The organism is Rhodococcus sp. NPDC003322 (genome assembly GCF_053589555.1).
The window spans coordinates 621,898-636,661 of the sequence record NZ_JBSFSC010000002.1; the positions used below are offsets into that span (position 1 = coordinate 621,898).

The window sequence follows — 14,764 nt, forward strand, 5'->3', positions numbered from 1 at the left end:
GGCTACCCAAGGGACCAGTAACACGAGGTGACGACACAAGCCTGTTGACCGGACTACGGGAGGACACGCCGCAGAGTATCGCCCGTGCGTGACAACCACGGCGGTAGACACACCTGACTTCAACTGGATATGCGAGGAAGGGGTCGAAGTGACGCAGTTCAACGGCGGCTCGGACACGGGGCTGCCCCGGTGGGGCCGGGTCGAACCAGCGAAAGGGCCAGTTCCGTGGCTGGTTGTGGACGATGCGAGAGAACCGGTACTCCCGGTCCAACAATTTCTCTCAGACTTCGTCGTCCGAAACCGTCCACTGAGTGTCCGCAGCTACGCGTTTGCTCTCCTTCGGTGGTGGCGGTGGCTGGTGGTCCTGAATCGTCCATGGGATCGAGTAACCCCCGACGACGCCCGTGATTTCGTGCTACTGCTCAATCGCGCGACAAAGCCTCGACGCCATCCCAGGACGATGTCTTCGGCAACCGCGGGAACGGTCAATCCGATCACCCGCAAGCCCTATCTCGACGACTCCTACACACCTGCAACGGTGCGGCATGGAAATGCGGTCATCCGTAGCTTCTACGAGTACTGGATCGATCGCGGTGAGGGACCGCTGATCAACCCCTTCCAACCGGTGACCGGCCGCCGCAACACACACCACGATCCGCTGACCAGATTTGTCGGTGATCCCCTGCGCTACAACCCGAAAGTTGCGCGCAAACATCCTCGGAGCCTGTCCGACGAGCAGTGGAACGACGTGTTCGCAGCATTGGGATCGCACCGCGACCGCGCTCTTCTCTCGATGGCCGTCTCAACCGGGGCCCGGGCATCGGAACTCCTCGGTCTCAGACAGCCCGACATCAACTGGGGCGATCAACTCGTTCGCGTGGTTCGGAAGGGAAGCCGAGCCGAGCAGTGGCTGCCGACCAGTTCGGAATCCCTGGTTTGGCTTCGCCTGTACCTCAACGAACCGCAACCAACCGCGGCGATCTGGGTGACGCTGCGGCGACGAGACAACGGATCCGGGCCCGCGCACCAGCCACTGAACTACGAGGCACTACGCGCCGTGTTCCGTCGGATCAACACTCGGCTGCACACGAACTGGTCCATGCACGACCTCCGCCATACCGCGGCCCTGCGGATGTCCCGTGATCCCAGCCTGACCTTGCGCGACGTTCAGACAATCCTCGGCCACCGGAACCTCGAGACGACCGCCCAAACCTACTTGTACGAGGACGAGGTCGCCGTCGCTCGACGCGTGCTGCACCATCTCACCCATCGTCGAGATCAGGAAGCCACACCTTCTGTAGCTGAGAGTGGTTATGCCGCCGAGGACTTGAAGATCCTCTTCGGAAGGGAGGTTCGATGAGCACGGAGACCGACGTGTGGCGGACAGTCCAAGATGCCTCCGAGGGCCCGCGTGACGAGATCGCCTTGCACAGGGGGCCGCACGACGACGCGTCGATCGCCGAAGTGCTCGACATCCTCACGTCGGTCGCCGATTGGCCGGACCGGAACGACACACAGCACAAACAGGCGCTGATCGGAGCGCAAGCAATTCTGGGGTGGCTTGCCGGTCACCGCGGGAACGGATGGCAGGAGCGCTGGACCGAGGCCGGCTGCGACGACAACATCGCCTGGTTCGAGCACGTCGACGCCGGCACGCCTCGGCGTGCCCCGGCCTATCAGCGCATCCTGGTGCAGTCTGGGGTAGCCGCCCTCGTGCTGTCGCGGATCGTGCTTCCCAGCCACTGGTTCCTCCGCACGTACAACCCCAAGGATCTGTACCGCCGCGCCCGTATCGCCCATTGCCCGGAACTCTTCGCAGCGGCGGTCGACAACGCCGCCGCGATGGAGGTATCCCGGTACCAGCGCAGCATCGCTACGGCCGTCCTGTCGGCAATCGTGCTCAGCAGTGGCCGTGACCTCGACCAACTGGAGCCGCAGGACTTCTTCAACTTCTACGACTCCTACCGGAGTCGAGTCGAGAACAAACCGCCGTCAGGTGTCCACGTGGCCTGGGACCTGGTGCGAGGCATCGCACAGATCCCGGACGTCCCCCTGACGATCGCACGCATGAAGGGCCAGCGCACCGCAGCCGAGATCGTCGACCGCTATCCCATCGCCTGTCGCCCGATTCGCGACGTCATCATTCGCTACCTGTCGGAGCGCCGTCCTCAACTCGACTACGCGTCCTTCGACAACCTTGGTCGGACTCTGTCGAAGTTCTGGGTGGACATCGAAACTCACAACCCCGGCATCGACACCCTCGCCCTATCGGCTCAGCAGGCAAGCGCATGGAAGGAGCGCGTCCAGACTGTCGTCCGGTCCGATGGAACAACCCGGCCTCGACTGGACCAGCTCGGCATCTTCGTTCCGATCCGTGCGTTCTATCTCGACATCAGCCAATGGGCACTGCAGGATCCCTCCTGGGCGCAGTGGGCTGTGCCTTGCCCGGTCAGCCGCGCAGAGACCGACGGATACACCAAGAACAAGCAGCGGGTGACCGCTCGCATGCATCAGCGGGTGCGCGAACGACTACCTCGGCTGATCGAGCTCGCCGACGCGGTAGACGATCGCCGAACACTATTCGCAGAACTGCTGTCGGCCGCCCTGCGCACCGAGGTCAACGCCGTGTTCAAGTTTCGGGATAGGCAGTACCGTCGATGTGGACCCAACCGACCTAGGGGCGAACCTCGTGGGTTGCGTCGCAGTCGTCATCCCGTCGTGGTTCTCGAGGACCTGTCGGACGGGCGCATGTTCGACCTCACCTACCTCGAGGACGAGGCATTCTGGTCGTGGGCGATCGTCGAGACCCTGCGCCACACCGGAGTCAGGGTCGAAGAACTCGTCGAGATCACGCAGCTGGCGCTGACCTCCTACCGACTCCCGGACACCGGTGAGCACCTTCCGTTGCTGCAAGTGGTGCCATCGAAGAGCAACGAGGAACGAATCCTGCTGGTCAGTCCCGAGCTCGCTAGTGTCCTCGCTACCGTCATCTCTCGCCTGCGCGACGACAACGACGGCTCAATCGCCCTGATCTCCCGCATCGACAGATACGAACTTGAGGAGAGCGCGGACCTGCCGTTTCTGTTCCAGCGGAGGAGGAACCACCGCCGTACGGTGATCAGCCAGGCGAGTGTCAATCGGCTGCTGCAATCGGCGCTCGAGCACGCTGATATCCGCGGCGTCGACGGAGGGCCACTACGGATGACCGCGCACGACTTCCGGCGCATGTTCGCCACCGAAGCCGTGACGGGTGGGCTGCCGGTCCATCTGGCCGCCCGGATCCTCGGCCATGCCAGCATCACCACAACCCAGTCCTATCTGGCGGTGTTCCAGGACGATCTGATCCGGTCCTACCGTCGATTCCTCGATCGGCGACGCGAACTGCGCCCAGCCGCCGAGTACCGCGAGCCCACCGCTACAGAGTGGACAGAGTTCGAGCAACACTTCGCCGCCCGGAAACTCGAACTCGGCACTTGCGGGCGCCCCTACGGATCGCCCTGTAATCACGAGCACGCCTGCATCCGCTGCCCGATGCTTCGTGTTGACCCACAAGCCCGCCCGCGACTTATCGCCATCATCGCCAACCTCCGCGAACGCATCGACGAAGCACGAACAAACGGCTGGCTCGGTGAGATCCAAGGACTCGAAACCAGCAGGGACGCAGCAGTCCGCAAACTCGCAGCGCTCGACCGTTCGGCCGAGCGAAAATTGATAGGGCCTGTGCCGCTGGGTATTCCGACTGGGACAGGGAGGAGCTGACCAAACCCGGCGAGCAACGTGGGCACACGTACACGTCTGAGTTGGCCCAACCCAAGTTGGTGCCCGCGATAGCGTCACCGCCATGAAGGACAAGTCCCACGGCCGCTCTCCCATCGTGTCGTGACTGCCGCCGCCTGGATCACCCTCGCGGCGGCCGGCGCACTCACCGGATTCGTATCAGCACATTTGATGACCACCTCACCGCCTGTCGTCGAGGCTGCCGCCGTCGACGCGGACACACCGCCTCCCTCCTCGCTCGATCTCACCTGGCCAGGGGTCTACAACGCGCCACCGACATTCGACCTCATCCCACCCACCGCCACCCTCATCGCACTGGGAACCGGCGCAGCCGCAATTGCTGCTGCTGCGCAACTCGTTCCACGCCGCAGAACCGAGTCACGCCAATGACCTCCTGCCGTCTCACAAGACGGATGGACGAGGATCCCTCTGCATAGGGTGTCCCAACAGGACTCCTTTACGTCGCCATAGCGAAACCACCGATCAACGAAGGGAGAATGGCTTGAAGTGAGTGCGCACCGCCTCCACGTATGCCTGCTCATACGGCTTGAGAGCAGATAGATCGATGACACTCGAGGAAGTGTTCATGTCGGCGTCGTCTCGGATCGGATCTGCTTTCCACGCTTCGTTGCTTCCCGCCAAACCCCGTAGGTTCTTGACGAGGTCTTTGTACGCCACGCCGACCTTCTCGGATTCCCCTTCGGTCCAGACTTCGTAGTACGACAGCTTGGCCTGCACGGCACGCATCTCCTCCGACAGCCGCACTCGTTCCGCCGCTGGTTCGTCGGCACGACGCCGGCGGATGGCATACGGGAACTCCTTGTACTGCATCGCGGCCTCGCATGCTCCGGCGAACGTCTCGCGCAAACGCGCTCGCTTTTCCGCTCTGTCCTTGTACACGGCCAGAGCAATGTTGATAACCGCACCCAAGACCGCGGCGATGACCGCACCGGATACGAAGACGTCCGCGCTGCTACTGGAGCTCTGGGCTGGTTCCATTCCAGGAGGAGTCGTGGCGGGGAAGAAGAAGGAGCCCATTTCACTTGGGGACTGACTAAGGCTGGGGGGCGGCGTCAGTCGGTGTGCTCGCTGTCGGGGCCCATCTGCGAGAACATCGCGATCAGGCTCTGCGGGGAGTCCTCGGCGAAGATGACGTCCAGCCCCTGCGCGGACTGTGAGGTGGCTTCGGCGGCGCGGGTGAACATGTCCGACTCGTATTCGAGGAGGGCATGTTCGGTGTCCTCGGGGTGACGAAGCAGGGCCTGCGCGAGCTGGGCTCCGTCGTACATGGCGAGGTTGGCGCCTTCTCCTGCGAATGGGCTCATCACGTGGGCGGCGTCGCCGAGCAGGGTGACCCCGGGTACACGGTCCCAGCGCAGTCCTACGGGGAGGACGTTGATGCGCCGCGGAATGAGCGGGGTGTCGGCGTGGGCGATCAGACCCCGCAGGGCATCGTCCCAGTCCTCGAGGTGGGACAGGACCACATCTTTCGCTGCGGCGGTGTCGGTGACGTCGAGTTCGTCGATCCAGTCTGCGTTTCGGAACCCGAGGTAGACGTGCAGGCTGCCGTCGGTCTCCTTGTGTGCGAGGAACCCCGCACTTCCCCGCAGGGCGAACAGCATCCCATCACCCACCGCGGCCGCCTCCGCGGGGTGGGTGGCGTCGGCGTCCCAGAGGTCGGCTTCGATGAAGGAGACTCCGGAGTATTCCGGGGTGGCGTCGGTCAGCAGCGGGCGGGTTTTGGACCAGGCGCCGTCGGCGCCGATGACCAGATCCGCCGTCACGGTACGACCGCCGTCAAATTGCAGGTTCCAGCGGTCTCCGACGCGGTAGATGCTGGTGAGCTTGTGGCCCCACCGAATCGCGTCGGGCGGTAGGGAGTCGATGAGCATGTCGCGAAGCTGGCCGCGGTCGATCTCGGGTCGGGTGGTGTCTTCCCCGTCGCCGGCGTCGTCGTGCAGCACCGTTCCGTGATGATCGGAGACGCGGGTAGCGTCTCCTCCGATGTTCACCAGTGGAGTGAACTGATCCCACAGGTTGGCGGCGCGGATGGCGAGCTGACCGTTGTGGTCGTGGATGTCCAGCATCCCGCCCTGGGTGCGAGCGTAGCGGTCGGTCTCGAGGTCGAACAGGGGCACATCCGTTCCGTTGATGTGGAGAACACGAGCGGCGACCAGACCCCCTAGTCCGCCGCCGATGATGACGATGGGGTAATGCTCAGCCATAACGCCTCCCGTCCACAGTGCCCTACGAACCCCGGCCGTATCTGACCTGAATTCCTCCTCGGGCGTCCACTAGCTCAACCGTAACGAACATGTTCGTTACGATCAAGTTCGTGATACTGTGATGCTCGTGGCATCCGATATCTCCTCCCCGACCCCTGACGGCGATTCTTTGCCCGTGACACCCCCTCGCAGAAGCGCGCAGAGGGGTCGAAGTGTGGTGGGTCGGCGTGAGCGGCCGGCCAAACCGGCGCTCACACGGGAGGGCATCGTCCATGCGGCGATGGATATCGTCCGAGACTCCGAGGGCCCGAAGCTCACATTGCGTCTGCTGGCTCAGCGGCTGGATACGGGCCCGGCGTCGCTGTACGTCTACATCCGAAACATCACTGAGCTCAACGCTCTTCTACTCGATGAGGTCCTGGCCGATCTGGATGTTTCCTGGGAGCCTCCAGAGTCATGGCGAGAGCGCATACATCGACTCCTGGGCGAGTATGCATCCTTGCTCACTCAGTTTCCCGAGCTCGCAAAGTCGGCAATGCTGGTCTGGCCTGACGGGCCGCACTACCTTGACCTGGTGGAGCTGCTGATGCAGTTGCTGCATGCCGCTGGCGTCGAGGACGAGGTCGCGGCCCGGTCGGTCGATCTGCTTTTGCAGCATGCCACCGCATTGGCGGCAGAACGTGGTGGGAGGGCGCAGGACTCGGGTCAGAATCTGGACGATCTGAAGGCGACTCTCACCGCCGCCGACCCGTCCCGCCACCCAAACCTGGTCCGCGTCGGGGTGGATGTTTTTTTCCGCGACGAGCCATCCGAGCGCAATAGATGGATCGTCGACGTCCTACTTGACGGCATTCTCGCCGTCGACGATCGCTGACGTCGACCTTCTCGCTTTGATCACCGTTCAACCGATGGAGCACACTTTGAAGACAACCTTCCACCCGTACCCGGACGTGAGCTTTGAGCTTGACGAGGACGGCTCTGGGGCACCGATCTTGCTGCTGCACGGAGGCGGGGGCCCGGAGAGCGTCCAGACCATCCGGGACGCCTTCAAAGACAGCTACCGGGTGCTGCAGCCCACCCATCCGGGCTGGGCGGGGACATCCCGCCCCGACTGGTTTGTCGGAGTGAGCCGTCTCGCGGAAATGTACCTCGACCTCATTGACGACCTCGATCTGCACGATCTTCGGGTGGTGGGAAGCTCCATGGGCGGATGGTTGGCGGCGGAGATCGCTCTGCGCGACCGCGGACACCGCATCTCGCATCTAGTTCTCATGGATGCCAGCGGCCTGCCCGATCACGCGCCGACCTTTCCCGATTTCCCCCCGGGCTCCGAGTGGGCGGAACGGATGAGCACCATGGTTGATCTGCTCACCGCATACGGGCTAACCGACCCCGCCCTGCCCGCACGCCTGCCGCGCATCACCGCGGACACGCTGGTGATCTGGGGTGCGGACGACCAGATCATCTCCCCGCGCGCGGGGAGCCAGTTCGCTGAACTGATCCCAGGCGCCACCCTCACCGTTATCCCGGAGGGTGGTCATGTGCCCGCCTTTGACCATCCCGAGCGAACCCTCCCTCACATCCTCACCTTCCTCGAACGGTGACACCGCTGGCGCGTCTGTTCTGCTCACCTCCGGACTCAGCGGGGCCGTGTGGCTCGCCGCGATCCTCTTTGGAGGGTGCCTCGGCGGCCCCACCATTGCCATCCTGAGCATGATCGCTGCGGCCTGTCCTCCGTGGTCATCCTTCGACGTTGCACCGCGCATCCACTGACCCGAGCCGTAGTCCGGTAAATGAACCCACCCTTATGCGGCCTCGAGACCGTGATGCGCTCGGCAAGGAACTCCGCACTCTCGCTGCGAATGGCGCGGTCACTTTTGCTGGTGAGGTTCACGACGATGTCCTGCAGTTGAGCGAGTTCATCGGAACCCGAACTCATCTGCTGCGGGAATTGAAGGTCCCACCTGGCACAGGCCTCGGTGGGCGGGTAGTAGCAAGTCGGATGCCGGCAGCGGTCAGCGACTACAGTCGCTCGACCAGAATCACCCACCATTACGACCGTCCAGTCGTAGCCGAGGGTCTGCGCGCCATCCTTGCTGTACCGGTCGTGGTCCAAGCAAAGACCCGAGCCGTCCTCTACGTCGCAAGCCGCGAGAACATCAAGTTCGACGACCTCATTACAAGGGGCGCTCTCGGAGCAGCCCGGCGGATCGGTACAGAGATCGCGATCCGCGACGAGGTCGATCGACGGCTCAGAATGCTCAGGACACTCGAACCCTCGGAACCGGTCAACGCAACGGTCGAGCAACTCCGTGACATCCATGCCGAACTTCGATCACTTGCTCATCTGGTTGCTGATCCGACTGTTCGATCACATCTGCACCGACTCTCTGAACATCTCGCCTCTCTTCGACAGGACCGGAAAGTAGGGGGCTCTGAAGTGCACTTGAGTCCCCGCGAGATCGACGTGCTGGCACATGTCGCACGTGGTTGCACCAACAAGGAAACAGCCCGTCGACTGTCCCTGAGCACCGAGACAGTGAAGAGCTATCTGCGAAGTGCCATGAGCAAGCTCGATTCCAGATCACGCTACGAGGCAGTAATTGCCGCGCGGAAGCTCATGCTTCTGCCTTGAATCTCCATATCGCAGGATAAGGGCCCCATCTACTTACAAGTCCTCGCAGGGACGTTGGATTGATGAGGAGAACGATGACAACCAACGACCACAATGTGCACGAGGACAATCGAGCCTCGTTCCACGTCTCAGGAATCCAGTTCATCCCCCAGAGACGAAGGTGGTACACAGGCTGCCGTCACGTTGTTTGGCCTGGGCGCTCTGCTGTTCGTGAGCGTGCAATTTGGCGCAGGCGTGCAGCACATACTCGAACGGTCCTTGCCGATACCGGAATGACACGAGTGGGTACTGCTGTATCGCTTGTTTCGTGGTTCACGATCACAATTGCTTTTCGTGGCGATTGTCATCATGTCGATGCCCGTGCCCACGTGGCTTCGCGTGCTCGCCGGCGTGATCGGCCTTGTGATGGGCGCGGCGTTGCTTCATCCGAGCGCCCCACTCTCAGTCAATGTCCATCCCGATCGACTTGTCAGCGCCCGCGTCAGCGTGAGACACGAAGGCCTCCTGGTTGTGAAGCGGTTCCTGGACAGCTCCACTCCACAACCGGAGGCCTTCACCTGTCAGGTCGACTCGCCGCGAGGGACGGAACAACCTCCCTGGGCATCACATCTAGGGCTGGACCGCGCATATACGGCAAGTGCACCCTATGGACTTCCTAGCGGACGGATCCGAGATCCAGGTCGAGAGACGAGAGTGGTCGTCTGCTACCAGATGCGGTCCAGGAAGCCGGCGATGGTCGACGCGACCTGCGGCAAATGAGTCTCCAGCGCAAAGTGACCCGTATCGAGCAGGTGGAGTTCCGCCTCTGGTACGTCGCGCAAGTAGGCCCGAGCGCCGGGCTCGGAGAAGTAGGGGTCGTTACGGCCCCACGTGATGAGGGTGGGTGGATTGGAACTGCGCAACCATGCCTGCCAGCAGCTGTAACGCTCCAAGTTGGTGTGGTAGTCGAAGAAAAGCGCCATTTGGGCATCCTTGCGACCCGGAAGATCCAGAAAGTGCTGGTCGAGCGTCCAGCCGTCGGGTGCGATGGTGTCAGGGTCCTTCACACCAGCCAGGTACTGGGTGCGGGTGCCAGCGACAGTGAATAGACCACTGAGGATGTCCTCGGCCCCAGGGGATTCCGAAGTCAATGTGAGAAGCTCCCGGGTTTCGTCAGGAAGCCCATCTTCGTACGCGTTGCCGTTCTGCACGATCAGACCGGAGATCCACTCAGGATGGCGCTCGGCAAGACGAAAGCCGACAGGTGCGCCGAAGTCGAAGACATACATCGCGAAACGGTCAATGCCCAACTGCTGAATAAGCCCTTCGACCGTATCGGCGAGCCTGTCGAACGAATAGACGAAGCCATTCGGCGCATGGGTATGGCCAAAGCCAGGATAGTCCGGTGCGATGAGCCGATACTGTGAGCCCAGGACATCGATGAGACGGCGGAACTGGTGCGACCCAGATGGAAAGCCATGGAGCAGAAGCAACACAGGCGCATCGGCCCGGTTGGGAACCGACTCACGGTAGAAGACCCGGACTCCGTCTACGTCCAGGTAGCGATGGGTGGCATGGGCAATAGAAGCGTTCATCTACTCTTTCCTACGCTTGAGCAAGCGGTTGTCAGCTCTGAGGGTTCCGCGTCCTCGATGGACACGAGCGTTTGCTCCGCCCAGGCCTCGTGACTTGAGATGGTGCGAGGACAGATCAAATCTGCTGGTCCATAGCTGATTCCAGCGAGATGTTCTTTGGATGGCGACTCGTGCAGGCGGCGTAGCTACTGTCAGTCGACCCCCGCCCGACTGTACCGAGGTGGCTTTGCATCAAGTACTTGCGCGTCACCTGGCCACTGGGTTTGCGAGGAGGGGATTCGACAGGTGGGTTTGGGCGGTGGGACTGGCGACAGAGTCTGCGTATCCAGCACCGAGGGGATCCGGCCATCGGGTCCAGACGTCAGGTCCTGCTTCGATTTCCTCGGTGGTCAGCAGGCATGCATCGAGATCCTCCCGAAGCATGTCGGAATCGATTCCCTGACCGATGAAGACAAGTTCCTGGCGACAGTCACCCACAGTTTCTTCCCATTTTTCACGAATACCGTTGCGGCGGTAGTCGTCTTCGGGCCAATAGCTATCTGGAAGAAACTTCCACCAGCGGCCCACATACCCGTGTCGGATGATGTGGCCGGCCTGAGAAATGCTGCCGATCTCGGTGTAGCGAGCGGCATTCCAGAAGTACCCCTTGGCGCGCAGCAGATTCCCGTTGGTCCATGGGGCGGTAAGGAGATCGTGAAGTCGCTGCGGATGGAATGGCGCGCGCTCGCGGTAGACGGTCGAACCGATTCCGTACTCCTCGGTTTCAGGCAGGTGTGCGCCGCGCAGTTCCTGCAACCATCCCGGTGCCTGAGCGGCCTTCTCCAGTGTGAACAGCCCGGTGTTCAGGATCGCGTCGAGCGGAATATCACCGTGTGACATCGGGAGGATACGGGCGATCGGGTTGAGAGTCCGGAGTACGGCTTCGAGCTCTATGAGTTGGCCGCTGGAGATGAGATCTGTCTTGCTGACCAGGATGACATCGGCAAACTCGATCTGGTCGACCAACAGGTCGGAGATGTCGCGCTGGTCGTCGGGTGCCTCGGCGTCGACTGCACCACCCGTTCGGTAGTCGTGCAGGAAGCTGTACCCGTCGACGACGGTGACCATGGTGTCGAGTCGCGCGCGATCCGCCAATGCCTGGCCGTCGGTGTCGATGAACGTGAAGGTCTCGGCCACCGGGAGGGGCTCGGAGATGCCGGAAGATTCGACCAGCAGGTAGTCAAATCGCCCATCCATGGCCAGTCTGCTGATCTCGGCGAGAAGATCCTCGCGCAGCGTGCAGCAGATGCAGCCGTTGGTCATCTCGACCAACTTTTCCTGCGAGCGGTTCAGCGAGATCTCACGCTCGACTTCAGCGCTGTCAACGTTGATCTCGCTCATGTCATTGACGATGACCGCGACACGGCGCCCTTCACGGTTGCGAAGGATTTGGTTGAGGAGAGTGGTCTTGCCTGCCCCGAGGAAGCCGGAAAGCACTGTGACGGGGAGCCTGCTGTCAGCCATTTTGGGTGTATCCCTAGCGGGTCTGTGGAAGTGCATGGTTGGAGATCGGTGGCGGGTACGCAGTGCGCGGCGGTACTCGCCACCGATCTCTGGTGGGCGGTTTCAGGAGGCGGGCTCCAGGTACCCCTCGAACAGGTCGACCATGATGCTTGCCGCGTCCGTGTCTTCGCCGAAGAGTTCCTTACCGGTGAACTCGACGTTGTACGTCGGTTCGGCACCTCCGTCGGTGCGTCCGTGACCGATCGAGTCCGGGAACGGCCACGCATCCGCGGTGCGGTGGCGAACCACGCCGGTTCGGCCGCGACAGTAGGCCGGCATCCGAATGTGGCCGGCGAAGAACTCGTCACGCACACGAACCTTGTCGCCGACGCTGAACTCCTGCCTGTCGGTACGGGCCGGGCGCCCGGGAGAGGTGAGCGGCAACGCCAGCGGGAACGGTCCGCCTGCCAGTGCTTCGAGTTCCGCGTGAGTCAGGAAGCCCTTTTCAACCAAGAGCGTGGCGACACCGATGACATAGCGTTCGTAGTACGGGGTCGCGAGGTAATGCACCGGGGCGATGCGCTCGACGACGTGGCGTACCTCGTCGACACTGAATGCGCCCATTTCAGCAACGGCGGCAAACATCACGCTGTAGGGCAGATGCTCCCAATCGTGATGAAACGGGTTCGAGTACGTCTTCCCGCCCTCATACTCATTGATCTTGTGGTTGACCTCACCGAAGCCCTGCTTGCCTCCGAGGTCGTGAACTCCATCCATTTTCTGGTCCTTAGATTCAGAATTATGTTGCCTGGGTATCGTTTTCGTGACTGCTACGGAACCTGGGGGACCGCCACACCGATCAGGCAGTCCTTGGTCACGATGCTCTGCAGCCGCTCCGCGGTCCACCCTTCCGTGCCGGCCGGACGCACCGGGATCACCAGATACCGAGTTTCGGCAGTGGTGTCGACGACGCGGATGTCTACGCCTTCAGGAAGGATGGTCCCCATCTCTGCGAGCACGTTGCGCGGTTCGCGGATGACTCGGGACCGGTACTCGAAGTCCTTGTACCAGGTCGGGGGCAGTCCGAGGATCGGCCAAGCAGTGCACGAGCAGAGCGAACAGACGATGACATTCTTGAGCGTCGGAGTGTCTTCGAGGGCGACGATGTACTCGCCCTGAGGACCGAGATACCCGTACTCGCCGACCGCTGCGGTACCGTCGGTCAGCAGACGCTCACGGAAGTCGGGATCCGTCCAAGCGCGTGCAACGATCTCGGCGCCCCTCCGAGGCGAGAAGTCCTCTTCGAAGGTCTTCTTCCACCCCTCCACGTACCCTTCGGGTATGTGCCCCTTGCCCTTGAGCGCCTCGTACAGTGCCCATGCACGGTCCCGCGCGGGGGCCTGCTCGGGTACACCCGGGACGCCGGTGTGCTGGTCATGTTCGATCAGAATGGACATGTGTTCACCTTCTTGTTGGGGCTGACAACTCTTGGATCGACGGAAGTGAGCGCTCGGCTAGGGCGCCGACACGAGTTCACTGGCGTCTGCCGGAGCAGGAAACTGGCCGCGGATCTCTTCGAATGCGTGTCCGACGCGTAGAACTGTGGCGTCGTCGAAGTGCTTGCCGATGATCATCATTCCGACCGGGAGCTCATCGACGAGGCCAGCCGGAACCGACAGGGCAGGGTGGCCTGTCACGTCGAAGGGAGCGGTGTTGGCGATCATTCCGAGCGCCTTGGACACATAAGTGGCGCGGTCGGCATCGGGTGACGGAAATTCCGTAGCCAAGTATGGGATCGTGGGCATGACCAAGACGTCGAACAGTTCCAGCGCGGCGTCGTAGGCAGCGCGCGCCGCCGGGACAAGGTTGCGCGCCTTGGCGTAACTTGCGCCCTTCAGTGTGTTGACACCATGATGGCCACACAAGGCAACGAACTTGACGGTCTCGGAAACGTCATCCGCGTACTCGATTCTGCGGCGACCGAAGTACGCCATTTGCTCGGGATCGTAGAATCCGTCGACGCCCATTCCGTAGCCGTTGCCGTCAAGCATCTGATAGGCGCCACCGTCGGTCGCGACCACATTCCATACGTGAAATGCGTGATGGTGCCAAGGAATACTGACCGACTCTACGGTGGCTCCTGCTTCCGCGAACCTCTGCGCCGCGGCCCGGACCATCTCGTCGACGCCCGGGTGCGAGTTCGCGTGGCCGAAACCTTCGGCGACAACACCGATACGCATCCCATCCACCCCGGAGCCCAGGTGGGTCAGATAGTCGTCGACAACCAGGTCATCGCGCTGGCGAGGGTCGTTGCCGTCGCCGCCGGCAAGGACGGACAGCATAAGCGCCGCGTCCGAAACGGAACGGGTAATGGGACCGAGATGATCAATGGTTCGCTCGATCGGAAACGCGCCCGTGTAGGGCACGAGGCCGAAAGTCGGCTTGTGGCCGACCACACCGCAGAACGCGGCCGGGATCCGAATGGATCCACCCTGGTCGCCACCGATCGCGAGATCGACATCGCCGTTGGCAACGAGAGCGGCACTGCCTCCCGATGATCCGCCTGCCTCGCGGCCACGGTCCCACGGATTGCGTACCGGGCCAGTGGCGGGTGTGAAACTGGAGCCGGAGAAGCAGAGGTCTTCGCAGACCGCCTTTCCGGCAATGGTCGCTCCGGCCTCGAGCAGTCGCGTCACGACTGTCGCGTCACGCGACGGCACGAACCCTTCCAACGACCGTGACCCGTTCATCATCGGAACACCGGCCACCGCGACGTTGTCCTTCACGGCAACCTGGCGCCCAGACAGGGGTCCTTCGACGGCCGACGTGATGTTTGTCTTCACATACCATGCGCCCAAGCCGTTTTCTCCGGGCGCTGGCCTCGTGTACGACCGCTCGGGTGCGGGCGTTGTCGCTTGCGCGTACAGGTCGTCGACCACATCGTAGGAAGCCAGTGCGCCGTCGATGAGGCCAGCGAACTCCTCTCGGCTTGATTCATCGAGACTCATGCCGTAATACACTGCAGCACTATCAATCTCGTCTGGGGTCGGGCGAATGACTGTCATGGAGGA

Annotated in this window: 13 protein-coding genes; 6 read left to right on the top strand and 7 right to left on the bottom strand. The window is 62.4% G+C overall.

Annotation, left to right across the window (positions count from 1 at the left end):
- The first annotated feature begins 88 nt into the window (after positions 1 to 88).
- From ACWDUM_RS09245 to ACWDUM_RS09255, 3 genes are all read left to right on the top strand, one after another.
- Entirely contained in the window at positions 89 to 1,360 is a 1,272-nt protein-coding gene (locus tag ACWDUM_RS09245) for a tyrosine-type recombinase/integrase (RefSeq protein WP_450133740.1), read from the top strand.
- Entirely contained in the window at positions 1,357 to 3,759 is a 2,403-nt protein-coding gene (locus ACWDUM_RS09250; RefSeq protein WP_450133741.1) for a tyrosine-type recombinase/integrase, read from the top strand. Before ACWDUM_RS09245 ends, ACWDUM_RS09250 begins: the two co-directional genes overlap by 4 nt.
- A gap of 120 nt (positions 3,760 to 3,879) precedes the next feature.
- Positions 3,880 to 4,167 (top strand): hypothetical protein, encoded by a 288-nt coding sequence (locus tag ACWDUM_RS09255; protein WP_450133742.1) that lies wholly within the window; start codon positions 3,880 to 3,882, stop codon positions 4,165 to 4,167.
- Positions 4,168 to 4,260: 93 nt separating this feature from the next.
- On the opposite strand, the gene ACWDUM_RS09260 is transcribed toward ACWDUM_RS09255, so the two are convergent.
- Positions 4,261 to 4,776, bottom strand: a complete 516-nt coding sequence (locus tag ACWDUM_RS09260; protein WP_450133743.1) for a hypothetical protein — start codon at positions 4,774 to 4,776, stop codon at positions 4,261 to 4,263.
- A 74-nt stretch (positions 4,777 to 4,850) separates the two neighbouring features.
- Complete coding sequence (locus ACWDUM_RS09265; RefSeq protein ID WP_450133744.1) at positions 4,851 to 6,002, bottom strand: FAD-dependent oxidoreductase; 1,152 nt, start codon at positions 6,000 to 6,002, stop codon at positions 4,851 to 4,853.
- A gap of 217 nt (positions 6,003 to 6,219) precedes the next feature.
- Between ACWDUM_RS09265 and ACWDUM_RS09270 the strand changes: the two genes are divergently transcribed.
- The 3 genes from ACWDUM_RS09270 to ACWDUM_RS09280 all read left to right on the top strand — a co-directional run bounded on the left by ACWDUM_RS09270 (position 6,220) and on the right by ACWDUM_RS09280 (position 8,637).
- Positions 6,220 to 6,876: a TetR/AcrR family transcriptional regulator C-terminal domain-containing protein gene (locus ACWDUM_RS09270; RefSeq protein WP_450133745.1), complete on the top strand. Its 657-nt coding sequence runs from the start codon at positions 6,220 to 6,222 to the stop codon at positions 6,874 to 6,876.
- Positions 6,845 to 7,606, top strand: coding sequence for an alpha/beta fold hydrolase (locus tag ACWDUM_RS09275; protein WP_450133746.1), 762 nt, complete (start codon positions 6,845 to 6,847; stop codon positions 7,604 to 7,606). Before ACWDUM_RS09270 ends, ACWDUM_RS09275 begins: the two co-directional genes overlap by 32 nt.
- A gap of 203 nt (positions 7,607 to 7,809) precedes the next feature.
- Positions 7,810 to 8,637, top strand: a complete 828-nt coding sequence (locus ACWDUM_RS09280; RefSeq protein ID WP_450133747.1) for a LuxR C-terminal-related transcriptional regulator — start codon at positions 7,810 to 7,812, stop codon at positions 8,635 to 8,637.
- Between the two features lie 704 nt (positions 8,638 to 9,341).
- Here ACWDUM_RS09280 and ACWDUM_RS09285 read toward each other — a convergent pair.
- From ACWDUM_RS09285 to ACWDUM_RS09305, 5 genes are all read right to left on the bottom strand, one after another.
- Positions 9,342 to 10,211 carry an alpha/beta fold hydrolase gene (locus ACWDUM_RS09285; RefSeq protein WP_450133748.1) on the bottom strand — a complete coding sequence of 290 codons (870 nt, stop codon included), beginning with the start codon at positions 10,209 to 10,211 and terminating at the stop codon, positions 9,342 to 9,344.
- A 246-nt stretch (positions 10,212 to 10,457) separates the two neighbouring features.
- Positions 10,458 to 11,714 carry a GTP-binding protein gene (locus ACWDUM_RS09290; protein WP_450133749.1) on the bottom strand — a complete coding sequence of 419 codons (1,257 nt, stop codon included), beginning with the start codon at positions 11,712 to 11,714 and terminating at the stop codon, positions 10,458 to 10,460.
- A 102-nt stretch (positions 11,715 to 11,816) separates the two neighbouring features.
- The gene (gene nthB, locus ACWDUM_RS09295) at positions 11,817 to 12,470 is read right to left on the bottom strand and encodes a nitrile hydratase subunit beta (protein WP_450133750.1); all 654 of its coding nucleotides are present in this window, start codon (positions 12,468 to 12,470) and stop codon (positions 11,817 to 11,819) included.
- A gap of 53 nt (positions 12,471 to 12,523) precedes the next feature.
- The gene (gene nthA / locus ACWDUM_RS09300) at positions 12,524 to 13,150 is read right to left on the bottom strand and encodes a nitrile hydratase subunit alpha (RefSeq protein WP_450133751.1); all 627 of its coding nucleotides are present in this window, start codon (positions 13,148 to 13,150) and stop codon (positions 12,524 to 12,526) included.
- Between the two features lie 57 nt (positions 13,151 to 13,207).
- Positions 13,208 to 14,758 carry an amidase gene (locus tag ACWDUM_RS09305; protein WP_450133752.1) on the bottom strand — a complete coding sequence of 517 codons (1,551 nt, stop codon included), beginning with the start codon at positions 14,756 to 14,758 and terminating at the stop codon, positions 13,208 to 13,210.
- Between the last annotated feature and the right edge of the window lie 6 nt (positions 14,759 to 14,764).

What these genes read in the sequence shown, in the direction of transcription:
- ACWDUM_RS09250 (WP_450133741.1), top strand. Translation starts at nt 1,357, where the DNA reads ATGAGCACGGAGACCGACGTGTGGCGGACAGTCCAAGATGCCTCCGAG.
- ACWDUM_RS09260 (WP_450133743.1), bottom strand. Translation starts at nt 4,776, where the DNA reads ATGGAACCAGCCCAGAGCTCCAGTAGCAGCGCGGACGTCTTCGTATCC.
- ACWDUM_RS09265 (WP_450133744.1), bottom strand. Translation starts at nt 6,002, where the DNA reads ATGGCTGAGCATTACCCCATCGTCATCATCGGCGGCGGACTAGGGGGT.
- ACWDUM_RS09280 (WP_450133747.1), top strand. Translation starts at nt 7,810, where the DNA reads ATGCGGCCTCGAGACCGTGATGCGCTCGGCAAGGAACTCCGCACTCTC.
- ACWDUM_RS09285 (WP_450133748.1), bottom strand. Translation starts at nt 10,211, where the DNA reads ATGAACGCTTCTATTGCCCATGCCACCCATCGCTACCTGGACGTAGAC.
- ACWDUM_RS09290 (WP_450133749.1), bottom strand. Translation starts at nt 11,714, where the DNA reads ATGGCTGACAGCAGGCTCCCCGTCACAGTGCTTTCCGGCTTCCTCGGG.
- nthB (WP_450133750.1), bottom strand. Translation starts at nt 12,470, where the DNA reads ATGGATGGAGTTCACGACCTCGGAGGCAAGCAGGGCTTCGGTGAGGTC.
- nthA (WP_450133751.1), bottom strand. Translation starts at nt 13,150, where the DNA reads ATGTCCATTCTGATCGAACATGACCAGCACACCGGCGTCCCGGGTGTA.
- ACWDUM_RS09305 (WP_450133752.1), bottom strand. Translation starts at nt 14,758, where the DNA reads ATGACAGTCATTCGCCCGACCCCAGACGAGATTGATAGTGCTGCAGTG.